The sequence below is a fragment of the Burkholderia sp. PvR073 genome, assembly GCF_054055695.1.
The window spans coordinates 341366-363897 of the sequence record NZ_JBSRXO010000006.1; the positions used below are offsets into that span (position 1 = coordinate 341366).

The 22532-nt window shown below is 66.1% G+C and carries 20 protein-coding genes; 10 read left to right on the top strand and 10 right to left on the bottom strand.

What is annotated here, in order from left to right; all coding sequences use genetic code 11:
• Positions 1 to 56 precede the first annotated feature (56 nt).
• From ACVK00_RS20460 to mpl, 6 genes are all read right to left on the bottom strand, one after another.
• Positions 57 to 1667, bottom strand: coding sequence for a S10 family peptidase (locus ACVK00_RS20460; RefSeq protein WP_284894912.1), 1611 nt, complete (start codon positions 1665 to 1667; stop codon positions 57 to 59).
• A gap of 426 nt (positions 1668 to 2093) precedes the next feature.
• Positions 2094 to 2831 (bottom strand): monofunctional biosynthetic peptidoglycan transglycosylase, encoded by a 738-nt coding sequence (mtgA, locus tag ACVK00_RS20465; RefSeq protein ID WP_284894914.1) that lies wholly within the window; start codon positions 2829 to 2831, stop codon positions 2094 to 2096.
• Positions 2832 to 2845: 14 nt separating this feature from the next.
• Complete coding sequence (aroE, locus tag ACVK00_RS20470) at positions 2846 to 3712, bottom strand: shikimate dehydrogenase (protein WP_284894916.1); 867 nt, start codon at positions 3710 to 3712, stop codon at positions 2846 to 2848.
• Positions 3709 to 5799 (bottom strand): RNB domain-containing ribonuclease, encoded by a 2091-nt coding sequence (locus ACVK00_RS20475; RefSeq protein WP_284894917.1) that lies wholly within the window; start codon positions 5797 to 5799, stop codon positions 3709 to 3711. The genes aroE and ACVK00_RS20475 overlap by 4 nt, the downstream gene beginning before the upstream one ends.
• An 81-nt stretch (positions 5800 to 5880) precedes the next feature.
• Entirely contained in the window at positions 5881 to 6450 is a 570-nt protein-coding gene (locus ACVK00_RS20480) for a YqiA/YcfP family alpha/beta fold hydrolase (RefSeq protein WP_011655925.1), read from the bottom strand.
• A complete protein-coding gene (gene mpl / locus ACVK00_RS20485; RefSeq protein ID WP_435521215.1) occupies positions 6447 to 7832 on the bottom strand; it encodes a UDP-N-acetylmuramate:L-alanyl-gamma-D-glutamyl-meso-diaminopimelate ligase in 1386 nt (461 codons plus the stop codon). Before mpl ends, ACVK00_RS20480 begins: the two co-directional genes overlap by 4 nt.
• Before the next feature lie 225 nt (positions 7833 to 8057).
• On the opposite strand from mpl, the gene ACVK00_RS20490 reads away from it, so the two are divergent.
• From ACVK00_RS20490 to ACVK00_RS20535, 10 genes are all read left to right on the top strand, one after another.
• The gene (locus ACVK00_RS20490) at positions 8058 to 8702 is read left to right on the top strand and encodes a UDP-N-acetylmuramate--alanine ligase (protein WP_228906800.1); all 645 of its coding nucleotides are present in this window, start codon (positions 8058 to 8060) and stop codon (positions 8700 to 8702) included.
• 7 nt (positions 8703 to 8709) lie between these two features.
• Positions 8710 to 9264, top strand: a complete 555-nt coding sequence (locus ACVK00_RS20495) for a TlpA family protein disulfide reductase (RefSeq protein WP_284894919.1) — start codon at positions 8710 to 8712, stop codon at positions 9262 to 9264.
• 194 nt (positions 9265 to 9458) lie between these two features.
• Positions 9459 to 9911, top strand: a complete 453-nt coding sequence (gene aroQ, locus ACVK00_RS20500; protein ID WP_284894920.1) for a type II 3-dehydroquinate dehydratase — start codon at positions 9459 to 9461, stop codon at positions 9909 to 9911.
• Positions 9912 to 9977: 66 nt separating this feature from the next.
• The gene (accB, locus tag ACVK00_RS20505; RefSeq protein ID WP_166722728.1) at positions 9978 to 10451 is read left to right on the top strand and encodes an acetyl-CoA carboxylase biotin carboxyl carrier protein; all 474 of its coding nucleotides are present in this window, start codon (positions 9978 to 9980) and stop codon (positions 10449 to 10451) included.
• Between the two features lie 85 nt (positions 10452 to 10536).
• Positions 10537 to 11904 carry an acetyl-CoA carboxylase biotin carboxylase subunit gene (gene accC, locus ACVK00_RS20510; RefSeq protein WP_175744817.1) on the top strand — a complete coding sequence of 456 codons (1368 nt, stop codon included), beginning with the start codon at positions 10537 to 10539 and terminating at the stop codon, positions 11902 to 11904.
• Positions 11905 to 11906: 2 nt separating this feature from the next.
• Positions 11907 to 12809, top strand: a complete 903-nt coding sequence (prmA, locus tag ACVK00_RS20515; protein WP_284894921.1) for a 50S ribosomal protein L11 methyltransferase — start codon at positions 11907 to 11909, stop codon at positions 12807 to 12809.
• A 45-nt stretch (positions 12810 to 12854) separates the two neighbouring features.
• On the top strand, positions 12855 to 14276 hold the full coding sequence (locus tag ACVK00_RS20520; protein ID WP_354122914.1) for a DUF3426 domain-containing protein: 1422 nt from the start codon (positions 12855 to 12857) through the stop codon (positions 14274 to 14276).
• A gap of 72 nt (positions 14277 to 14348) precedes the next feature.
• Positions 14349 to 14852 (top strand): thiol peroxidase, encoded by a 504-nt coding sequence (tpx, locus tag ACVK00_RS20525; RefSeq protein ID WP_006758913.1) that lies wholly within the window; start codon positions 14349 to 14351, stop codon positions 14850 to 14852.
• Positions 14853 to 14946: 94 nt separating this feature from the next.
• Positions 14947 to 15885 (top strand): carbohydrate kinase family protein, encoded by a 939-nt coding sequence (locus ACVK00_RS20530; protein WP_006752248.1) that lies wholly within the window; start codon positions 14947 to 14949, stop codon positions 15883 to 15885.
• Positions 15886 to 15904: 19 nt separating this feature from the next.
• Entirely contained in the window at positions 15905 to 16378 is a 474-nt protein-coding gene (locus tag ACVK00_RS20535) for an outer membrane lipoprotein (RefSeq protein WP_006752247.1), read from the top strand.
• A gap of 223 nt (positions 16379 to 16601) precedes the next feature.
• Here the strand turns inward: ACVK00_RS20535 and ACVK00_RS20540 are convergent, their stop codons facing one another.
• The 4 genes from ACVK00_RS20540 to ACVK00_RS20555 all read right to left on the bottom strand — a co-directional run bounded on the left by ACVK00_RS20540 (position 16602) and on the right by ACVK00_RS20555 (position 22293).
• Positions 16602 to 17282 (bottom strand): histone H1-like DNA-binding protein, encoded by a 681-nt coding sequence (locus tag ACVK00_RS20540; protein WP_166722724.1) that lies wholly within the window; start codon positions 17280 to 17282, stop codon positions 16602 to 16604.
• Positions 17283 to 17310: 28 nt separating this feature from the next.
• Complete coding sequence (locus tag ACVK00_RS20545) at positions 17311 to 17637, bottom strand: hypothetical protein (RefSeq protein ID WP_284894923.1); 327 nt, start codon at positions 17635 to 17637, stop codon at positions 17311 to 17313.
• Positions 17638 to 17719: 82 nt separating this feature from the next.
• Complete coding sequence (locus ACVK00_RS20550) at positions 17720 to 18931, bottom strand: ribonucleotide-diphosphate reductase subunit beta (RefSeq protein ID WP_166722722.1); 1212 nt, start codon at positions 18929 to 18931, stop codon at positions 17720 to 17722.
• A 359-nt stretch (positions 18932 to 19290) separates the two neighbouring features.
• On the bottom strand, positions 19291 to 22293 hold the full coding sequence (locus tag ACVK00_RS20555) for a ribonucleoside-diphosphate reductase subunit alpha (protein WP_284894924.1): 3003 nt from the start codon (positions 22291 to 22293) through the stop codon (positions 19291 to 19293).
• Positions 22294 to 22532: the final 239 nt, after the last annotated feature.

The following is a 22532-nucleotide window of genomic DNA, read 5'->3' on the forward strand; positions in this document are numbered from 1 at the left end:
CGACGGCCGACGAACGGCGCCGCCACGGGCGCGCGTCGCCAGGTCCGCCCATCGCATCAGTGCGCGGCCGCGTTGTAGAAGGTCACGAGGTCGGCCTTCTCCTGCGGACGCGACGTATCGTCGAGATAGACCATGTGTCCACCCTGATAGTCCTTGATCGTCAGGTTCGGTTGCGACCCGAGCCGCGCGAGGTCCAGCTCGGTCTGGTAGAACGGCGTCGCGATGTCGTGATAGCCGTTCAGGGACAGCACCTTCAGCGACGGATTCAGCGTCAGCGCCGCGGCGAGATCGGGGATCGTGTCGGGCATCGCGAGGCCGTCGTGCGACCAGTCCCACGTGTTGATCGCGTTGCTGCTCAGCGAATACGCGGACTGCGCGCTGTACTTCAGCACGTTCGGCAGGTAGCTGCCGATCGTGTCGGTGAACGGCTTCGTGATGAACGTGCTCGACGGGTCGCCGTCGGCCGCCAGCGGGCTCGACGACGGCACGTTCACGCGTGCGTCGTAGCGGCCGATCAGCGTGCCGGGGATCAGCGCCACCTGGAAGCTGTTGTCGAAGAACGTCGGGACCACGTTGAAGTCCGCATTCCACAGCGACTGCTTCACGCCGGTCGAATTCACCATCGTCGTGACGAGCGTCGGCGGGGGCGGCGTGTGGCTCGCGAGATACGCGTTCACGGCGGGCGCGTAGCTGCCGGCCGTCAGCAGGCGCATCTGGTCCGCATACTGCGGCAGGCTCGACGGGTTCGGATTGTCGAGCTGGTAATACGCGCCGACGGTACCGTAGGACGGCACGAAGCCCGCGCAGCTCACCGGGCTCGACCCGTTGTTCGAGTTGCCGATGTAATCGCTCGCCATGTCGCAGTTCGCGTTGTAGTTCAGGATCGACGACTGCAGCACGATGCCGGCGAGCTTCACGCCGGCCGTTTCGAGCAGGTTCGCGAGCACGTCGGTGCGCGGCGTGCCATACGATTCGCCGAACAGGTATTTCGGCGAATCGTTGCGCTGGTTCACGGTGATGTAGCGCATCACGAAATCGCGAAACGCGCCGCCGTCCTGGTCGACACCCCAGAACGTCTGGTTCGTGTTCGGCGCGATCGCTTCCGAGAAGCCGGTCCCGATCGCATCGACGAACACGAGGTCGGTCGTATCGAGCAGGCTTTCCGCGTTGTCGACGAACGGGAACGTCGAGGTGTTCGCGTTCGGGTCGCCCGTCTGGATCCGTTTCGGACCGAACGAGCCGAGATGCAGCCACACCGATGCGGAACCGGGACCGCCGTTGTACAGGAACGTGACGGGCCGCTTCGCAGCGGGCTGGTTGTCGGCCGTGTACGCGATGTAGAAGAACGACGCTTCGGGCGCGCCCGTCTGCGGATTGCGCGCGACGAGGTGGCCGGCGGTCGCCGTGTAGCGGATCGTGTGGCCGTTCAGCGTGATCTGGTGATGGGTGACGGCGGCCTTCTCGACCGCGGCGGACGCATCGAGCGACGCGGTCGCGCTCGACGAATAACTGTTGGGATCGTTGTACGGCCTGTCCACCTGAGCGGCGGGATCGGCTGAATTGTCGGTACCTGCCGCGGCGGACGACGTCACGTCGTCGTTGCAGGCCGTCAGAATCAGCGAAGAGAACACAACTCCCAACAACAGCTTCGCTTTGCTCGCTGGCATCGTTGCTTTCCTTCTCTCGAATGTTTTTTGTGTCGAGCAGCCGGGTACGCCGCCCCCCGCCTCGATTGCGGCCGATAAGCCGAGGCGCTGGCCAATATACGCGAGCGGGTCGGCTTTGAAAAATTTGGAAATATTCGAGCGCGGGTCGGTGCGGTGCACACCTTTCAGGAATGCTTCGATTCGCACACCATCGTTTTTCAGCCGGCTTTCAGCGGTGGGCGCATGACCGTTGGAATGCGGAAGCCGCGCGGATTTCGTGCCATATCGGCAAACAAAATCGCGCGGCCGCGGGCATTGCTCAGCAAAGCGAAATAGACGATTTCGTCTAAAGGATACGGCCCGAAATGCGGGCGACACGCATGCGCTGCAGCGCACCAATGGCGCGTCGGCGACGGAACGGACAATGCAACGGCGCGAGCGCGCCGCTCACTGCGATTGCGGAAGCTCGGCTGCACCCATCCGGCGGGCAATGACGGCCGCGCGCTGCGCCTGGTAGGCCGAGCCGCGGTGCGCGTCGAACCAGCGCGGCTTCGGCAGCATCACCGCGAGGCGCGCCGATTGCCACGCGCCGAGCCGGTTCGCGGGAATCCGGTAGTAATAGCGTGCGGCGGCCTCGGCGCCGTATACGCCGCGGCCCCATTCGACCGAATTCAGGTAGATCTCGAAGATCCGCTCCTTGTCGAGCACCGTCTCGAGCATCCACGTGATGATCAGCTCCTGCCCCTTGCGGATGTAGCTTTTCTCGCGCGACAGGAACAGGTTGCGCGCGAGCTGCTGCGTGATCGTCGAGCCGCCCGCGACGATCCGGCCGCGCGCCTTGTTCTTCTCCCACGCCTGCAGGATCGCGTCGACGTCGTAGCCGTTATTGGTCGCGAAGGTCGAATCCTCCGACGCGATCAGCGCGCGCTTCAGGTTGCGCGAGATCTGGTCGTACGGCACCCACTGGTGCTGGACCTGCGCGGGCGGCTTGTCGCGCGACAGCCACCATGCGTCGGTACGCATGAACGCGGTCGAACCGGGATTGATGAACGACCACAGCGCGATCTGCACGAGATAGAACAGCTGCGTCGCGAGCCACGCGCCCGCGAACACCGAACCCGCATAGACGACCCAGCGGGTCGGGCTGACCGTGCGCATGCGCCGCGCGCCGCTTACCGCCGCCACCTGCCGCGCTCCGCTCAGGCCGCCGCGAGCGCCTGGCGCAGCGCGGCCAGCACGGGTGCGCCGTCCGGCCGCACGCCGCGCCAGATGAAGAACGATTCGGCCGCCTGCTCGACCAGCATGCCGAGACCGTCGGCCGTGCGTGCGCCGAGCGACGCCGCATGCTGCATGAACACGGTCGGCTGCGCGCCATACATCATGTCGTAGGCCAGCGTGCCCGCGCCGAACGCGGCAGCGTCGCACTCAGGCAGCGCCGCGTCGAGACTGCCGGCCGTCGCGTTGACGATCACGTCGTACGGTTCGGCACGCACGGTGTCCGGGCCGCCGCCCGCCAGCACGCAGCCCGCATCGTGCGCGGCCTGCGTGAACTGGCCGACGAGCGTCTCGGCCTTGCTCGCGGTGCGGTTCACGATCGTGATCGACAGCGGTGCGCGGTCGAGCATCGGCAGCACGACACCGCGGGCAGCGCCGCCCGCGCCGAGCAGCAGGATGCGCGCGCCTGCGAGCGACACGCCAAGATTCAATTCGATGTCACGCACGAGGCCGACACCGTCGGTGTTGTCGCCGTGGATGCTGCCGTCGGCGTCGATACGCAGCGTGTTCACCGCGCCGGCCGCCGCCGCGCGCGGCGACAGCGTGTCGGCGAGCGCATGCGCGTCGAGCTTGAACGGCACGGTGACGTTCGCGCCGCGACCGCCTTCGGCGACGAACGCGCGCACGGCGGCCTCGAAGCCGTCGACCGGTGCGAGCCGGTGCTCGTAAGTGATCGCCTCGCCCGTCTGCGCCGCGAACTGCGCGTGGATGAACGGCGACTTGCTGTGCGCCACCGGATTGCCGAACACCACGTAGCGGTCGGCGCCGCTCGTCGGCGCGATCGCGGTCATGATGCGCGCCCCTCTTCGCTTGCCTGGCCGTTGCCGGTCGCGGCATCGTCGCCTTCGGCCGCCGCCCCGTCCGATTCGGCCAGCGCTTCGGCCTCGGTTTGCGCCGACGCGTCTTCCGCATCGACCAGCGTGTCGTCGCCGCCTTCGGTTTCGTCTTCGTCCTCGGCCGCCTCGCCGCTCGTCACGGTCGGCGCGTCGAGCACGTTCAGGAGCCGCACCGACGCCTCGATCGTCAGCTCGTCGAGCGACATCACGTCGAGCAGCACGCGCGTGCCGCGCGCATGCACGCCGAGCCCCGGCACGTGCAGCAGCAGCGGAATTTCCTCGAGACGCACGAGATCGCCCTTCACGACGCTCGCGACGACCTGCTTCCTCTGCTCCTGCGCAAGCCAGCGCAGGCACCAGAAGTATTCCATCCGGCGCTGGTAGTCGGCGTACGCGGTATAGGTGTCGTCGAAGCCCTGCACGACCGCGTACAGGTCGGCGTCCTTCGGCTTGAACGGCGCGGCGAGCTTCGCGGTGACGCCGTGCTGCACGCACGCGAGCAGCTGCCACTGGTTCACGAGGTCGACGTAGCGGCGCAGCGGCGACGTGCTCCATGCGTACTGCGCGACGCCGAGGCCTTCGTGCGGCGCGGCCGACGTCTGCATCCGCGTGCGCTTCGGGCCCGGCGCGCCGAAGCCGCGCTGCGAGCGGTAGATGCCCGGCACCGTGTGATCGTGCAGGAACGCACCCCACGTCGAGTTCGCGAGGATCGCGAGCTCCGACACGATCAGGTCGAGCGGCGACCCGCGGCGACGCGGCGTGATCGTCACGTGCTCGCCTTCGACGTAGAAGTTGTAGTCGGTGTTGCGCTGCACTTCGCGCTTCAGGCCATAGCCCGCGCGCGCGACCTGGCGCTTCTCGAACAGCGCCTGCGCGAGCGGCCACAGCACGGCGATGTCGTCCTTGTGCGGGTAGTCGCCGGTGCCGGCCGCGAGCGTCTCTTCGTTGACGAGCTCGTCGAGCGTGTTGTGGCGCAGGTTGCTCTTCACGAACACGAGTTCGGCGCGCGTCTCGTTCGCCACGATGTCCTGCGTCTCGCGGTTGACGATGATGTACAGCGACAGCGCCGGGCGGTAGTCGCCCTCCTTCAGCGTGAACACGTCGACGACGTCGTCCGGCAGCATCGTGATCTTGTCGCCCGGCATGTAGACGGTCGACAGGCGCGCACGCGCGATCGCATCGACCGCGTCGCCGCGCACGATGCCGAGCGCCGGCGCCGCGATGTGCACGCCGATCCGCACGCGACCGTCGGCCAGGTGCTCGACCGAGAACGCGTCATCGATTTCAGTCGTCGTGACGTCGTCGATCGAGAACGCCTCGACATTCGCGCGCGGCAGGTCGTCCGGCAGCGGGCCGACCGTGACGGGCGGAAAGCCCGTGCCGTGCGGGAAGAATTCCGCGAGGAAGCGCGCCTCGTGCAGCGCACGCGCCGACGCGACGCCGCCGCAGTCGAGCATCAGCCGCGCCGGCGACACGCCGCGCGCACCGGCCGCCGCCTCGAGCGCCTTGTATTCGATCGCATTCTTGTCCGGGCGCGTCAGCAGCCCGAGCACCTTGCCCGCGAACGCCTCCGGCAGCTTGCCGGCCTTCAGTTCCTCTTCATACTGGACCTGGACGAGCGCCTGCTGGCGCTTGCGCTCGAGCGACGCGAGCGCCATCTTGAGCTGGTCTTCCGGCGCGCGCTGGTACTGGCCGCGCCCCTTGCGGCGGAAGTAGACGGGCGAGCCGTGCAGCCGCAGCACCAGCGCCGCGCGCTCGACCGCGCCGTAGGTCGCGCCGAAGTATTCCGCGGCCAGCGCCGTGTAGGTGAATTCCTCCGCCGGCGCGCATTCCCACAGGAAATCCAGGTCGATCTGCTGCGCGGCCGTGTCGGCTTCCTGCATCAGTTCGCTCGCGGCCGGCTTCTCGAATTCGATCAGCACGTCTTTTGCGCGCACCTTCGCCCGCCGCCCGCCGGGCAACTCGACCTGAAACGCGTCGCCCTGGCGCGACAGCACGCTGCCCGCCTTGAAACTGCCCGATTCCTCGAAGAAAACGTTCACTCAGTACTCTCGTTCAGACTGCCGGGCGCCGCATCGGCGGCGCCGCATGATGATGGGAATTCGATCGGCATGACGCCGGGCTCATGACGTCGTGTCGTCGCAAAAAGCGAGAACGTCGTCGACATAGTCGGCAAATTCGCTGATTCCGTGATCGCTGCCTTCGATCACGCGCGTTTTCGCGCCCGGGTAATGGGCGAGCATCTCGCGGTAGTCCAGCACTTCGTCGCCCGTCGCCGCGAACAGATAGTAGCGCTCGGGCCGCGAAATCGCCGGCACGCGCAGCGCATCGAGCTCCTGCAGGTGACGGCGTTCGACGACGATCGAGCCGCCGCCGTGCCACAACGGCTGTTCGCCCAGATATTGCTCGAGATCGCGTTGCGGCACGATCGCCGGATTCAGCAGCACCGCCTTCCAGCCGTGCTTTTCCGCCAGCCAGGTCGCGTAGTAGCCGCCGAGCGAGCTACCGATCACCGTCACGTCGCGCGCACCGGCCACCTCGGCTTCCGCCACGGCGATCGCATCGAGCGGCGACACCGACAGCGACGGGCAGCGCCACTCGTGCGTGCGCCCGAGCTCGGCCATGCGCGCGGCGAGCAACCGCGACTTCTGCGACTCCGGCGACGACCGGAACCCGTGCAGGTACAGGATCACGCGCGGCTCCCGAGCGCGTCGAGCAGCTTCTGGTGCACGCCGCCGAAGCCGCCGTTGCTCATCACCAGCACGTGGTCGCCCGGACGCGCGGCCTCGACGACCGACTTCACCAGCAAATGGAGATCGTCGAACGCATGTGCCTTGTCGCCGAGCGGCGCGAGCGCGTCGGCGAGGTTCCAGCCGAGCACGTCGCGCCCGGTGGGCGCGCCGTAGCCGAACACCAGGTCGGCGTCCGCGAGGCTTGCCGGCAGTTGCGCCTTCATCACGCCGAGCTTCATCGTGTTCGAGCGCGGCTCGAGCACCGCGAGAATGCGGGAATTTTGACGGCCGATGCGCGCACGAAGGCCGGCGATCGTGGTTTCGATTGCGGTCGGATGGTGCGCGAAGTCGTCGTAGACGGTCACGCCGTCGATGCTGCCGCGCACTTCCATGCGCCGCTTCACGTTGCGGAACGATGCGAGGGATTCGGCGGCCTGGGCGGGCGGCACGCCGACGTGGCGCGCGGCGGCGATCGCCGCGAGCGCGTTCATCCGGTTATGGTCGCCCTGCACCTGCCACGCGACCGCACCGACGCGCTCGGACTGCGAATACACCGCGAACCGTTCGTCGACCGGCACGCCGTCCTCGGCCGGCAGCGCCTGCCAGCCGCCGTCGACGCCAAAGCGCTCGACCTCGCTCCAGCAGCCGCGCGCGAGCACGCGCTCCAGCGCGTCGGAACGGCCGTTGGTCACGATCCGGCCGACACCCGGTACGGTACGCACGAGATGATGGAATTGCGTTTCGATCGCGGCGAGATCCGGAAAGATGTCGGCGTGATCGAATTCGAGATTGTTGAGCACCGCGGTGCGCGGCCGGTAGTGGACGAACTTCGAGCGCTTGTCGAAGAACGCCGTATCGTATTCGTCGGCCTCGATCACGAAGAAACTCGAATCGGTCAGCCGCGCCGACACGCCGAAGTTCAGCGGCACGCCGCCGATCAGGAAGCCCGGGTTCAGGCCGGCATCTTCCAGCAGCCACGCGAGCATCGACGACGTGGTCGTCTTGCCGTGCGTGCCCGCGACCGCCAGCACCCACTTGCCCGCCAGCACGTGCTCGCCGAGCCATTGCGGGCCGGACACGTAAGGCAGGCCGCGATCGAGGATCGCCTCCATCAGTGGGTTGCCGCGCGTGACGACGTTGCCGATCACGAACAGATCGGGCTTCAGATCGATCTGCTCGGCGCCGTAGCCCTCGATCAGCGTGATGCCCTGCGCCTCGAGCTGCGTGCTCATCGGCGGATAGACGCCCGCGTCGCAACCCGTCACCGTGTGGCCCGCCTCGCGCGCGAGCACGGCAAGACCGCCCATGAAGGTGCCGCAGATGCCAAGAATGTGGATGTGCATAGATGAATGCTTTCGCGCCGCCGGGCGCCGTCGATTCGGAAAGGAAGGTCTGCGGCACGCCGGACAGGCCGCCCGGCCAACGACTTTCGCCGCGACACAAAGACCGCCATTGTAACTGACGGCCCGCCATGCCCGGCGGCCCGAACGACGGATCGCGGATGCTGCCCGCGGCACGCACCGGCACCGCGTTCGGGCGTGGCGGCGATCGAGTATGATTGCCGGATCATGTCTCGCAAACCCCTTGTCGACCCGCGGCGCGCCCGCGAGGAAATCGCCCAGTCCGCCGCCCGCCTGATCGCGGAGGACGGCCTCGATTACGCCAGCGCGAAGCGCAAGGCCGCGCGCCAGCTGTTCGGCGATACGCGCGTTGCCGGCGAATGGCTGCCCGATAACGACCTGATCGAGGAAGAACTGCGCGAGTATCTCGCGCTGTTCCAGAGCGACACGCAGCCGGACGAACTGCGCCGCCTGCGCGAGATCGCGCTCGACTGGATGCGCCGGCTCGCCGAGTTCAATCCGTATGTGACGGGCGCGGTGCTGCACGGTACCGCGAACGAACATTCGGACATCCATTTGCAGATATTCACCGACAACCCGAAGGACGTCGCGATCTACCTGCTGAACCAGAACGTTCAGTACGACGTGTCCGAGACGCGACATTTCGCCGGCCGCGCCGACGTCGAGACGCTCAGCTTCCTGTGGCGCCCGCGGCGCGACGTGGACGCGATCGGCATTCACGTCGCGCTCTACGCGAGCGACGACCTGCGCGGCGCGGTCAAGGCCGACGCGCGCGGCCGGGTCCCGCGCGCGGACGCCGCCGCATTGCGCGCGCTGCTCGAGGCCAGCAACGCTCCTTCCGAACCGGAATGATTCGACGATGATGAAGAAACGCATGTTGGCGCTCGCGGTGGTCGCGGCCGCCGCCATCGCCGGCGGGCTCGCCGCCGGCCACTGGTTCCGCGGCGGCAGCGCCGATGACGGCGTCGCCGTCGCGGCGCCCGCCGCGCAGGGCAACCCGGTCGACCAGTTGTGGGCCGCGTCGCTGACCGGCGTCGACGGCAAGCCGGCGTCGCTCGCCTCCTTCAAGGGCCGGAAGGTCGTGGTCAATTTCTGGGCGTCGTGGTGCGGCCCGTGCGTCGAGGAGATGCCGGAGCTCGTCGCGCTGTCGCATCAATACAAGCAGAAAGGCATCCGCTTCATCGGGATCGGCGTCGATTCCGACCAGAACGTGAAGAACTTTCTCCAGAAGGTGAAGGTCGACTATCCGGTTTTCGTCAGCGGTTATGCGGGCGCCGATCTGGCCCGTAATTTCGGAAATACGGCCGGCGCGCTGCCATTCACGGTCGTCATCGACGAAACCGGCAAGATTCGCGAGACAAAATTAGGACAAATCCAGCCGGCCGAGCTGAGAAAGACCCTCGACGCGTTGTGATCGTCCTGAACGGCCGCCCGCACGTTGGCGGCGATTTGTGCGTCGATCGCCGCAATTTCGCGTGAATTCACCGATACTTTGCCGCTCCACCGGTAATTCTTGCAGGTCCGGCGCGCCTGGCCGTTCGGCAAAACTAGACAAATTTCTCTAAATAGCGCTAAAGTTCGCGCAATTCCGCAGAAATAGAAGCGACCATGACACGATTGCTGGTGCTGCACGGCCCCAACCTGAACCTTCTCGGCACCCGGGAACCGGAGGTGTACGGCCGCGTCACGCTCGCGCAGATCGATCAGGCGCTTGCCGCGCGGGCGCAGGAAGCCGGCGCCGAACTGTCGTCGTTCCAGAGCAACCATGAAGGCGCGCTCGTCGACCGCATCCAGGCCGCGCGGCAGGAACAGACCGATTTCATCCTGATCAATCCCGCCGCGTATACGCACACCAGCGTCGCGATCCGGGACGCGATCGCCGGCGTAGGCATCCCGTTCGTCGAGATTCATCTGTCGAACGTGCACCGCCGCGAAGCGTTCAGGCATCACTCCTACTTTTCCGACCAGGCCGAAGGCGTCATCTGCGGGCTCGGCTGGAAAGGTTATCTGTACGCGCTCGAGTACGCGCTGGACAAGCTGCAAGGCGCGTCGCGCGGCTGATTTCGCGATCTAGATTCAGCGCCGGCCCCTAACCGGCGCTTTCACGTATTGAAAGGGGAATTCCCGATGGATCTTCGTAAGCTGAAAACTCTGATCGACCTCGTTTCCGAATCCGGCATCTCCGAGCTGGAAGTCACGGAAGGTGAAGGCAAGGTGCGCATCGTCAAGAACGCGCCGCCGGTCTACGTGCAGCAGACGGCTGGGTTTGCCCCGCAGGTCAGCGCGCCCGCCCCGTCGGCCGCGCTGCCGACCGACGGCGCCGCCGCGCCGGCCGCAGGCGCGGCAGCCGCACCGGCCGTCCCGCAGGGCCACGTCGTGACGTCGCCGATGGTCGGCACGTTCTATCGCGCACCGTCGCCGGGCGCCGACCCGTTCGTCCAGGTTGGCGACACGGTCAAGGAAGGCCAGACGATCTGCATCATCGAAGCGATGAAGCTGCTCAACGAGATCGAGTCGGACAAGGCCGGCGTGATCAAGGAAATCCTCGTCGAGAACGGCCAGGCCGTCGAATACGGCCAGCCGCTTTTCGTGATCGGCTAAGCCCGCCGCGCGGCCCTGCCGGCCGCGCGCCGCCGATGCTCGCCAGGCGCCGTTCGCGCGCCCCTCGAAGAGACGAATACTCGCTATGTTTGAAAAAATCCTCATTGCCAACCGCGGTGAAATCGCGCTGCGCATTCAGCGCGCGTGCCGCGAACTCGGCGTCAAGACGGTGGTTGTCTACTCGGAAGCCGACAAGGAAGCCAAGTACGTGCGCCTCGCGGACGAAGCCGTCTGTATCGGTCCCGCCCCGTCGAACCTGAGCTACCTGAACATGCCCGCGCTGATCAGCGCCGCGGAAGTCACCGATGCCGAGGCGATTCACCCCGGCTACGGCTTCCTGTCGGAGAACGCCGATTTCGCGGAGCGCGTCGAGCAGTCGGGCTTCACGTTCATCGGGCCGCGCCCGGAAACGATCCGCATGATGGGTGACAAGGTCACCGCGAAGCAGACGATGATCAAGACCGGCGTGCCGTGCGTGCCGGGCTCGGAAGGCGCGTTGCCGGACGATCCGAAGGAGATCGTCAAGATTGCGCGCGCGATCGGCTATCCGGTCATCATCAAGGCGGCGGGCGGCGGCGGCGGGCGCGGAATGCGCGTCGTGCACACCGAGGCCGCGCTCGTCAACGCGGTCAACATGACCCGCGAGGAAGCCGGCCGTGCGTTCGGCAACCCGCAGGTGTACATGGAGAAGTTCCTCGAGAACCCGCGCCACATCGAAATCCAGGTGCTGTCGGACGCGCACAAGAACGCGATCTGGCTCGGCGAGCGCGATTGCTCGATGCAGCGCCGTCACCAGAAAGTGATCGAGGAAGCGCCGGCGCCCGGCATTCCGCGCCGCCTGATCGAGCGCATCGGCGACCGCTGCGCGGACGCGTGCAAGAAGATGGGCTACCTCGGCGCGGGCACGTTCGAATTCCTGTACGAGAACAACGAGTTCTACTTCATCGAGATGAACACGCGCGTGCAGGTCGAGCACCCGGTGTCCGAGATGATCACGGGCGTCGACATCGTGCAGGAACAGATCCGCATCGCGGCCGGCGAGAAGATCGCGCTGCGCCAGCGCGACATCCAGTTCCGCGGGCATGCGATCGAATGCCGGATCAACGCGGAAGATCCGTTCAAGTTCACGCCGTCGCCGGGCCGGATCACGTCGTGGCATACGCCGGGCGGCCCCGGCGTGCGCGTCGACTCGCATGCGTACAATGGCTATTTCGTGCCGCCGAACTATGATTCGATGATCGGCAAGCTGATCACCTACGGCGCGACACGCGACCAGGCGATCCGCCGGATGCGCATCGCGCTGTCGGAAATGGTCGTCGAAGGCATCCACACGAACATTCCGCTGCACCGCGAGCTGATGATCGACTCGAAGTTCGTCGAAGGCGGCACCAGCATCCACTACCTCGAACACCGGCTCGCCCAGAAGCAGCAGGTCGCACCGGAAGAAGCGTAAGCATGAGCTATCGCGAACTCGTCGTCGAACTGGCCCGTGAGCATGCGGAGGCGCTGTCCGACGCGCTGCTCGAACTCGGCGCGCTGTCGGTGTCCGTCGAAGACGCCGACGCCGACACGCCCGACGAACAGCCGCTCTTCGGCGAGCCAGGCCTGGTTCCCGATCGCACCGCGTGGCAGCACTCGCGTGTGATCGCGCTGCTGTCGCCCGATCACGAGCCGGCCGTGCTGCTCGCGGCCGCCGTGAACGAAATCGGCGTCGCCGAGACGCCGAAGTTCGACGTGCGCGAAGTCGAGGAACAGGACTGGGTGCGGCTCACGCAGTCGCAATTCGAGCCGATTCCGATCGGCGAGCGGATCTGGGTCGTGCCGTCGTGGCACGACGCGCCCGACCCCGACGCGCTGATCCTCGAACTCGACCCCGGTCTCGCCTTCGGCACCGGTAGCCACCCGACCACGCGCCTGTGCATGGAATGGCTCGAACAGTCGGTGAAGCCCGGCCAGTCGGTACTCGACTATGGCTGCGGCTCGGGCATTCTCGCGATCCTCGCGCGGAAATGCGGGGCGAACCCCGTGGTGGGCATCGACATCGATCCGCAGGCGGTCGAGTCGGCGCGGCAGAACAGCGAACGCAACCATGCGGAAGTCACGTACGGGCTGCCCGACGCGTGCCCGACCGGCGAATTCGACATCGTCGTCGCGAACATCCTGTCGAACCCGCTGAAGCTGATGGCGTCGATGCTCGCATCGAAGGTGAAACCGGGCGGGCGCATCGCGCTGTCGGGCGTGCTCGCGCGCCAGGCGGACGAAGTCGCAGCCGTCTATGCGCGCTACGTCGACATCTCGGTCTGGCGCGAACACGAAGGTTGGGTATGCCTCGCGGGAACCCGGCGCGAAAGCCATTAGAATAGCGCTGTCCTTCACTCTGGCCAGCAGGCCGCCCGGCTCGACATGCTTCTTGCGACGCGCTGCCCTCATTGCGAAACCGTCTTCCGGCTGCAGCAGGAACAGCTCTCGCTGCATGACGGGCTCGTGCGCTGCGGACACTGCCACCAGGTCTTCAACGCATCGCAGTCGCTCGTACCTGATCCGGCGCGGCAGCCCGACCCGGCGCTGACCGAAGCGGCACCGGCCGGCCCGGACGCCGCCGCCCCGCAACACGACGCCGCCCCCGCGCGGCTCTTCGCCACCGACGCCCCGGTCGAGCCGGCGTCCGATATCGACTACAAGCCGGAAGGCTGGGACATGTGGGCGCCGTGGCTCGACGCCGGCGTCGATCCATCCTTGCAGCACACCGTGCAGACCGTACGCGCCGAGCCGCTGGTACCGCTCGCGCTGCCGGCCATGGAGGCCGGTGTCGTTCGCCTTTCCGGCACGCCCGCACCGATTGCGTCCGTCCCTGCCGAACTGCACGCTGCAGTCGCGCAACCCGCCGAACCGGAGGCGACGCTGCCCGAAACCGACGCATCGGGCACGTCGCTCGCCGCCCCGACAGTCGAGCCCGACCTGCGCGAACCGCGCTTCGTCGCGCACACGCCATCGATTGAACAAGCCGCAGCGGAGCCCGCCGAACCGGTTGGCAACGCGCACTTCGCAGTGCCCGACGACGAGCACGCACCGCGCGAACCGCGCTTCGCGTTCAGGCCGGCGCAAGCCATATCCGAATCCGAACCCGAATCAGCACCCGACATCCACGCCGACGAACGCGCGCCCGCACCGACCGCGGCCGCCAGCGAACCGGCAGCCCAACCGGCCGCGCAACCGGTCGCCCAACCGGTCGTCCAACCGGCCGTCCAACCGGCCGTACCGTTCCCCGCCGCCCTAACCGATGACGACCGCCCGCATTTCGCCGTGACGCGCGAGACGCGGGAGACGGGCGCGCCGCAGCGACGCGGGATGCTCGGCGGCTTTTTCGGCGGGCTCGTCGCCGTGGCGCTCGCGGTGCTGCTCGTCGCGCAACTCGCGTGGTGGCAGCGCGAAACCGTGATGATCTACTGGCCCGTCACGCAGAGCTGGTTCCGGCAGGCATGCGCGCCGCTCGGCTGCAAGCTCACGCCGCCGCGCGCGATCGACGGCCTGCGGCTCGACGCGACCGACCTGCGCCAGATCGACGGCCCGCGCATGCTCGAGCTGAAGGTGCCGCTGACGAACCGCTACCACGTCGCGCTCGCCTACCCGTCGCTCGAGCTGACGCTGCTCGACGACACGAATCACGTAACCGTGCGCCGCGTGCTCGCGCCGCGCGACTACGTGCGCCCGGGCACGCCGATCGACGCCGGGCTGCCGCCGGGCACGACGCAGACGATGGTCGTCCGTCTCGACACGAACGGCATGCCCGCCTCGAATTTCCGCGTCCAGATCTTCTATCCGTGACGCACCGCGGCGCGCGCATGCGCGCCGTCTCAACCCGCGCGCCGCAGCGGCGCGCTATTTCGGAGCACGAACATGAGCAAAGTTACGCTGGGTGGCAACCCGATCGATCTCGCCGGCACGTTCCCGGCCGTCGGCTCGCAAGCCCCCGACTTCAAGCTGGTCGGCAAGGACCTCGCCGATCTGTCGCTCGCCAGCTTCGCCGGCAAGCGGAAGGTGCTGAACATCGTCCCGAGCCTCGACACGCCGACCTGCGCGACGTCGACCCGCAAGTTCAACGAAGCCGCGTCGTCGCTCGACAACACGGTCGTGGTCGTCGTGTCCGGCGACCTGCCGTTCGCCGCCACGCGCTTTTGCACGACCGAAGGCCTCGCGAACGTCGTGACGGCTTCGACGTTCCGCGGCGGCCGCGCATTCGCGAACGCCTACGGCGTCGACGTGACGAGCGGCCCGCTGAACGGCCTGACGGCCCGCGCGGTCGTCGTGCTCGACGCCCAGGACAAGGTGATCCACGCGCAACTCGTCGACGAGATCAAGGACGAGCCGAACTACGACGCAGCGCTCGCCGCACTGAAGTAATCCGCTGCCACCCGACCCTGCCGCGCGAGGCCGGACGGCCTCCGCGCGCCGGTCGGGTGGCCGCCCCCCTTTGCTCTCTACAGGAACGCACGCCTTGACTACGCTGATTTGCGGCTCGCTCGCCTACGACAACATCATGACCTTCGAAGGCCGGTTTCGCGAGCACATCCTGCCCGACCAGGTTCACCTTCTGAACGTGAGCTTCCTCGTGCCGACGATGCGTCGCGAATTTGGCGGTTGCGCGGGGAACATCGCTTACGCGCTGCACATGCTCGGCGGCGACGCGCGCATCATGGCGACGGTCGGCGCGAACGACGCCGATCGCTATCTCGAGCGTCTCGACAGCCTCGGCCTGTCGAAGGCCAGCGTGCGCGTGGTGCCCGAAACGCACACCGCGCAGGCAATGATCACGACCGATCTCGACAACAACCAGATCACCGCATTCCACCCGGGCGCGATGATGGTGTCGCACCTGAACCGCGCGGACGAAGTGGCGGGCGTGAAGCTCGGCATCGTCGCGCCGGACGGCTTCGACGGGATGGTCCAGCACGCCGAGCAATTCGCGAAGGCCGGCGTCCCGTTCATCTTCGATCCGGGCCAGGGCCTGCCGCTGTTCGACGGTGCGACGCTGCGCCGCATCATTGAACTCGCGACCTTCGTCGCGGTCAACGACTACGAGGGCAAGCTCGTCAGCGACAAGACGGGCTGGTCCGAACAGGAAATCGCCAGCCGGGTTCAGGCGCTGATCATCACGCGCGGCGAGCACGGCTCGACTATTCTTCACAAAAACGGCGAAGAACAGATTCCGGTCGTGCAAGCAGAACGTGTCGTGGATCCGACCGGCTGCGGCGACGCCTTCCGGGGCGGCCTGCTGTACGGCATCGAGAACGGCCTCGACTGGGCAACCACGGGCCGCCTCGCGAGCCTGATGGGCTCGATCAAGATCGCCCACCAGGGGCCCCAAACTTACGCACTGACGCGCGCCGAAATCGACGCGCGCTTCGAGGCTGCCTTCGGGTACAGTCTCAAATGAATATTGTGGGAGAGCAAAGATGTTGACCAAAAAAACCCTCACGCTCGCGGCCATGCTGACGGCCACGCTGACGCTCGCCGGCTGCTTCACGGCGCCGGGCTCGGCGGATGTCTATAGCGTCGGCCAGGCGCAGCGCGAGCAGACCGTCCGCATGGGCACGGTCGAAAGCGTCCGTGCAGTGCGCATCCAGTCCGACGGCGGCGGCAGCGCGATCGGCACGCTCGGCGGCGGTGCGCTCGGCGCGGTCGCGGGCAGCGCGATCGGCGGCGGCAAGGGGTCGATCCTGACGGCCATCGCGGGCGGCCTCGTCGGCGCGGTCGCGGGCAACGCGGTCGGCGAAAACCTCGGCACGGCGAACGGTGTCGAAATCACCGTGCGCCTCGATAACGGCGACCTGCGCTCGATCACGCAGGCGGCAAGCGGCGAAATGTTCCGCGCCGGCGAGCGTGTGCGACTGCTGTCGAGCGGCGGCGTCACGCGCGTCACGCACTAACGAGCATCCTCAGCACGCGGCGCAAGCTGCGGTCGAACGCATGTGCGAAGCTGCACATGCGTTTTTTTTTCGTCCGCCATTCGCTGCCGGCCGCGGGTCAGCACTTCGATGAATACGGACGAAAAAAATCCCGCCACCTGAGCCAGATGGCGGGATCGATTGAGTAGCGCTACTCAACCCACGGACACCACATGAGTGTCCGGGTGGTACTAGCCAGCCGCGATTACGGACGGCTGCCGGTCGGGAACGGCCATGCCGCCGCCGGGTTGAGCGCGGTCTTCACGCCCGATGCCGGCGCAACCGATGCGGTCGACGCGGTGGTTGCCGGTGCAGCCTTCTTCACGACGGCCTTCTTCGGAGCAGCGGCCTTCTTCGGAGCAGCAGCCTTCTTCGCCGGGGCAGCAGCCTTCGGTGCGGCAGCCTTCTTCGCAGGGGCAGCCTTCTTGGCAGGCGCAGCCTTCTTCGCAGCGGCCTTCTTCGCAGGCGCAGCCTTCTTGGCGGCAGCCTTCTTCGCCGGCGCGGCCTTCTTCGCAGCAGCCTTCTTCGCCGGTGCGGCCTTCTTCGCAGCAACCTTCTTCACTGCGACCTTCTTGGCTGCAACCTTCTTCGCAGCGGCCTTCTTCGCCGGCGCGGCCTTCTTCGCGGCAACCTTCTTCACCGCGACTTTCTTGGCAGCGACCTTCTTGGCTGCAACCTTCTTCGTTGCGACCTTCTTAGCCGCGACCTTCTTCGCAGCGGCCTTCTTCGCCGGTGCTGCCTTCTTCGCGGCAACCTTCTTCACCGCGACCTTCTTCGCAGCAACCTTCTTCACTGCGGCAGCCTTCTTGGCCGGAGCAGCCTTCTTCGCAACGGTCTTCTTGGCAGCAACCTTCTTCGCAGCCGGTTTTTTCTTGGCAGTAGCCATGTTGTTCTCCTTCAGGTTCAGATGAGAGTCAGTTCAAACTACACCCTTCGTCAAAACCCGCTTCCCGCGGACGCTGTTCAGGACGTGCGCTTCGAAGCGGGCTATTCATCGGCGTACGCAGATACCGCGCGCTTACGCTAATGAATACGGTATGGCGCGCGTGACCCCATGGCCTCGCGCGCCAAATCAAGTCGGTAGCCGGCGCACCTCGCGCCGCTACCCCTAATCGCTTGATCAAGCGGACCGCCACACGGCCGTCCGCTTTTTCCGGAGGGAAGTTTGCCCATCCCACTGAAGGGTTCGCAAAGTGCCGATTATGTCGTTGGGCCGTTAAGGCACCGGGCATGCTTTGCATCAGGCGTTCTTGCTCCTAAACCTTGGGCCGGGGCCGAGAGGCCGCCGGCTGCTCCATCATGTGACGAGTTCGCTGCTGCGGGTTATTCCCAGGACAGCGCGCCACCCGTCTGATACTCGATCACACGCGTCTCGAAGAAGTTGCGTTCCTTCTTCAGGTCGATCATCTCGCTCATCCACGGGAACGGGTTTTCCTCGTTCGGGTACAGCGGGTCGAGGCCGATCTGCTGGCAACGGCGGTTGCTGATGAAGCGCAGATAGCTCTTGAACATCGACGCGTTCAGGCCCAGCACGCCGCGCGGCATCGTGTCCTCGGCGTAGCGGTATTCGAGTTCGACAGCCTGCTTGAACAGCTCGCGGATCTCGGCGCGGAATTCCGCGGTCCAGAGATGCGGATTCTCGAGCTTGATCTGATTGATCAGGTCGATGCCGAAATTGCAGTGCATCGACTCGTCGCGCAGGATGTACTGATATTGCTCTGCAGCACCCGTCATCTTGTTCTGGCGGCCGAGCGCGAGGATCTGCGTGAAGCCGACATAGAAGAACAGGCCTTCCATGATGCAGGCGAACACGATCAGCGACTTCAGCAGCTTCTGATCCGCTTCGAGCGTGCCGGTCTTGAAGGCCGGATCCGTCAGCGTGTGGATGAACGGGATCAGGAATTCGTCCTTCGCGCGGATCGACGTGACCTCGTGGTACGCGTTGAAGATCTCGCCTTCGTCGAGACCGAGCGATTCGACAATGTATTGATACGCGTGCGTGTGGATCGCCTCTTCGAACGCCTGGCGCAGCAGGAACTGCCGGCACTCGGGCGCCGTGATGTGGCGGTACGTGCCGAGCACGATGTTGTTCGCGGCAAGCGAATCGGCCGTCACGAAGAAGCCGAGGTTGCGCTTGACGATGCGGCGCTCGTCCTCGGTCAGACCGTTCGGGTCCTTCCACAGTGCGATGTCGCGGGACATGTTGATTTCCTGCGGCATCCAGTGGTTCGCGCAACCCGCCAGATACTTTTCCCACGCCCACTTGTATTTGAACGGCACCAGCTGATTGACGTCAGTCTGGCCGTTGATGATGCGCTTGTCCGCAACGTTGACCCGCGCTTCCGACCCGCCAGCGGGAACAGCCGATGCTTGCGGCGGCACCGCAAGATCGCCTTCGAAAATGTCGCGGACCTGATGGGCGGCAGGCGCTGCCGCCTGCATTCCGACAGCCATCCCTGCGGAGGTGCGCAACGCGTTCTGCTGCGCTCCGCTCGCGGGGGTTACGGCAGTCTTCTCGTCATCCCAGTTGAGCATAAATTCTCACCATCAATTTAGAACGGTTTGTACCATCTTTTCCTGAGCGATAAAAGGGTTCGCTCACGAAAAATCCTTTTTTCGATTCGCGTTGCGACCTCGATACAACACTTTGAGCAACGCATCGTCGTTCATGCAGCGCGCGACGCGTGTCGCACGTGTATCGCGAGGTGCGCTCGACGCATCGAACGCTGATCGAAACGCGACGTCGTCGGGGATGTTTCGATCGCTCGTCACTGCCTGCAACGCGAGTGGCGCGTTACAGATTCCTTATCATTTTTTTAGTTGAGAGCGGCGCACACTTCAACCTCGATCGGTTGTCATGCGCGCCGCACGAACCTTAGGTCATACGCGCTGCGTTACTGGCAGGCTTCGCACTCGTCGAAACCCGCATCGCCCGGACGCATCGTGCACACCGGACCGTCTGCTTCGACCGGCGCCAGCGCCGATGCCGCATTGACCGCGCCCGACGATGCATCGCCGCCTGCCGCACCGAAGCCGCCTGCCGCGCCTTGCGCGCCGCCGCTGCTCGAGCCGCCGCCTGCACCGCCCGTCGGCACCGCGTTCAGCGCGCCGTGCGCGACCGTCGACTTCTCGACGTGCGTCGCCGCCATCGTGCGGAGGTAGTAGGTCGTCTTCAGACCGCGCAGCCACGCGAGCTTGTAGACCTCGTCGAGCTTCTTGCCCGACGCGCCGCCCATGTAGATGTTCAGCGACTGCGCCTGGTCGATCCACTTCTGGCGACGCGATGCCGCTTCGACCAGCCACGTCGGGTCGACTTCGAACGCGGTCGCGTAGATCGCGCGGAGGTCGGCCGGGATGCGGTCGATGCGCGACAGCATGCCGTCGAAGTACTTCAGGTCGGAGACCATCACTTCGTCCCACAGGCCGCGTTCCTTCAGGTCGCGCACCAGGTACTCGTTCACCACCGTGAATTCGCCCGACAGGTTCGACTTCACGTACAGGTTCTGGAAGGTCGGCTCGATACAGGCCGACACGCCGATGATGTTCGAGATCGTCGCCGTCGGCGCGATCGCGACGCAGTTCGAGTTGCGCATGCCGTGCGTGGCGATCCGCGAACGCAGCGTCGTCCAGTCGAGCGATTCGGACGTGTCGACCTCGACGTAGCCACCGCGCGCTTCCGTCAGCAGCTTCAGCGTGTCCTGCGGGAGGATGCCGCGATCCCACAGCGAGCCGCGGTAGCTCGAGTAACGGCCACGCTCCTCGGCCAGCTCGGTCGACGCGTGGTACGCGTAGTAGCAGACCGCTTCCATCGAACGATCGGCGAACTCGACCGCCGCTTCCGACGCGTACGGCGTGCGCAGCAGGTGCAGGCAGTCCTGGAAGCCCATGATGCCCATGCCGACCGGACGGTGCTTCAGGTTCGAGTTACGCGCCTTCGGCACCGCGTAGTAGTTGATGTCGATCACGTTGTCGAGCATGCGCATCGCGACGCTGATCGTGCGCTTCAGCTTGTCGTGGTCGAGCGCGTAGGTGCCGTCGGCCTGCTTCACCAGGTGGGCGACGAGGTTCACCGAGCCGAGGTTGCACACCGCGATTTCCGTGTCGCTCGTGTTCAGCGTGATTTCCGTGCACAGGTTCGACGAGTGCACGACGCCGACGTGCTGCTGCGGCGAGCGGATGTTGCACGGATCCTTGAACGTGATCCACGGGTGGCCCGTCTCGAACAGCATGCCGAGCATCTTGCGCCACAGCTGCGCCGCCGGGATCTTCTTGAACAGCTTGATCTCGCCGCGCGCGACCTTGTCTTCGTAAGCCGTGTAAGCCGCCTCGAATTCCGCGCCGAACTTGTCGTGCAGGTCCGGGCAGGTCGACGGTGAGAACAGTGTCCAGTCGGCGCCTTCCATCACGCGCTTCATGAACAGGTCGGGAATCCAGTTCGCCGTGTTCATGTCGTGCGTGCGGCGGCGATCGTCGCCGGTGTTCTTGCGCAGCTCGAGGAACTCCTCGATGTCGAGGTGCCACGATTCGAGGTACGCGCACACCGCGCCCTTGCGCTTGCCGCCCTGGTTGACCGCGACGGCCGTGTCGTTGACGACCTTCAGGAACGGCACCACGCCTTGCGACTTGCCGTTCGTGCCCTTGATATGCGAGCCGAGCGCACGCACGCGGGTCCAGTCGTTGCCGAGACCGCCGGCGAACTTCGACAGCAGCGCGTTTTCCTTCAGCGCTTCATAGATGCCGTCGAGGTCGTCCGCGACCGTCGTCAGGTAGCACGACGACAGCTGCGAGCGGTGCGTGCCCGAGTTGAACAGCGTCGGCGTCGAGCTCATGAAGTCAAAGCTCGACAGCACGTTGTAGAACTCGATCGCGCGCGTTTCGCGGTCGATCTCGTTCAGCGACAGGCCCATCGCGACGCGCATGAAGAATGCCTGCGGCATTTCGATGCGGGTGCCTTCGACGTGCAGGAAGTAGCGGTCGTACAGCGTCTGCAGGCCGAGGTAGCCGAACTGCAGGTCGCGGTTCGCGTCGAGCGCTTCGCCGAGACGCTTCAGGTCGAACTGCAGCAGCTTGTCGTCGAGCAGGCCGGCATCGACGCCGCGCTTCAGGAACTGCGGGAAGTATTCCGTATAGCGGGTCGACATCTCGGCCTGGAGCACTTCCTCGCCGAGGATCTCGCGGCGGATCGTGTGCAGCAGGATGCGGGCCGTGACCTGGCTGTACGCCGGGTCCTTTTCGATCATCGTGCGCGCCGCGAGGATCGCCGAGTCGTAGACCTGGCTCATCGGCACGCCGTCGTACAGGTTCTTCACCGTCTCCGCGACGATCGGCTCAGGGTTAACCGCAGCGCCGAGACCGGCGCACGCCGACACGATCAGCTCGCGCAGCGCGTTCATGTCGAGCGGGCGCGTGACGCCGTTGTCGACGACGTTGATGCCCGCGCTCGCGTCGCCGCCCGCTGCCGCCGCTTCTTCGCCCGCATGCTGGCGCTCGAGGTGGCGCTTCTCGCGATACAGCACGTACGCACGCGCGACGTTGTGCTCGCCGCCGCGCATCAGCGCGAGTTCGACCTGGTCCTGGATGTCTTCGATATGGAACGTACCGCCGTTCGGACGGCTGCGCACGAGCGCGCGCACGACGCTGTGCGTGAGCTGTTCGACCTGCTCGCGCACGCGCGCCGATGCCGCGCCCTGCCCGCCGTTGACGGCCAGGAAAGCCTTGGTCACCGCGATCGCGATCTTCGAAGGCTCGAACGAGACTACGCTGCCGTTGCGGCGGATCACCTTGTAGTCGGCGAAGGTGGCCTGCGGCGCGAGCGCCTTCGCGCCCTGTTCGGTCCCGCCGAGCGGACGGCTCGAGGCGCTCTCGTACTGGGACGTCGCGTTGTCGGTGGTTTGCATGTGCAAAGCTCCTGGTGTTGGATGGTGCGGAGAGAACCGCGGATTAAAACGAACGCTGCGCAATGAGGTGCGCGAGCGGTAAGAGGCGAGCGATGCGTCGGGGAAGCCGGTTCGGTCGATGCGCGACAACCGGTCCGGTCGTGTGCTTCGTCATGTGTACCCTGCCCCGTCGAAGTTCGCTGCGCTTGATCGCGACGCCCGGACCGTCCGGCCCTGGCGCGCCGCCCTGAGAACCCTGT

Excerpts from the sequence above, each read along its gene's own strand:
- ACVK00_RS20460 (WP_284894912.1), bottom strand. The coding sequence starts at position 1,667 with ATGCCAGCGAGCAAAGCGAAGCTGTTGTTGGGAGTTGTGTTCTCTTCG.
- aroE (WP_284894916.1), bottom strand. The coding sequence starts at position 3,712 with ATGACCGCGATCGCGCCGACGAGCGGCGCCGACCGCTACGTGGTGTTC.
- mpl (WP_435521215.1), bottom strand. The coding sequence starts at position 7,832 with ATGCACATCCACATTCTTGGCATCTGCGGCACCTTCATGGGCGGTCTT.
- ACVK00_RS20490 (WP_228906800.1), top strand. The coding sequence starts at position 8,058 with ATGTCTCGCAAACCCCTTGTCGACCCGCGGCGCGCCCGCGAGGAAATC.
- ACVK00_RS20495 (WP_284894919.1), top strand. The coding sequence starts at position 8,710 with ATGATGAAGAAACGCATGTTGGCGCTCGCGGTGGTCGCGGCCGCCGCC.
- aroQ (WP_284894920.1), top strand. The coding sequence starts at position 9,459 with ATGACACGATTGCTGGTGCTGCACGGCCCCAACCTGAACCTTCTCGGC.
- accB (WP_166722728.1), top strand. The coding sequence starts at position 9,978 with ATGGATCTTCGTAAGCTGAAAACTCTGATCGACCTCGTTTCCGAATCC.
- accC (WP_175744817.1), top strand. The coding sequence starts at position 10,537 with ATGTTTGAAAAAATCCTCATTGCCAACCGCGGTGAAATCGCGCTGCGC.
- prmA (WP_284894921.1), top strand. The coding sequence starts at position 11,907 with ATGAGCTATCGCGAACTCGTCGTCGAACTGGCCCGTGAGCATGCGGAG.
- ACVK00_RS20520 (WP_354122914.1), top strand. The coding sequence starts at position 12,855 with ATGCTTCTTGCGACGCGCTGCCCTCATTGCGAAACCGTCTTCCGGCTG.
- tpx (WP_006758913.1), top strand. The coding sequence starts at position 14,349 with ATGAGCAAAGTTACGCTGGGTGGCAACCCGATCGATCTCGCCGGCACG.
- ACVK00_RS20535 (WP_006752247.1), top strand. The coding sequence starts at position 15,905 with ATGTTGACCAAAAAAACCCTCACGCTCGCGGCCATGCTGACGGCCACG.
- ACVK00_RS20540 (WP_166722724.1), bottom strand. The coding sequence starts at position 17,282 with ATGGCTACTGCCAAGAAAAAACCGGCTGCGAAGAAGGTTGCTGCCAAG.
- ACVK00_RS20545 (WP_284894923.1), bottom strand. The coding sequence starts at position 17,637 with ATGCAAAGCATGCCCGGTGCCTTAACGGCCCAACGACATAATCGGCAC.
- ACVK00_RS20550 (WP_166722722.1), bottom strand. The coding sequence starts at position 18,931 with ATGCTCAACTGGGATGACGAGAAGACTGCCGTAACCCCCGCGAGCGGA.
- ACVK00_RS20555 (WP_284894924.1), bottom strand. The coding sequence starts at position 22,293 with ATGCAAACCACCGACAACGCGACGTCCCAGTACGAGAGCGCCTCGAGC.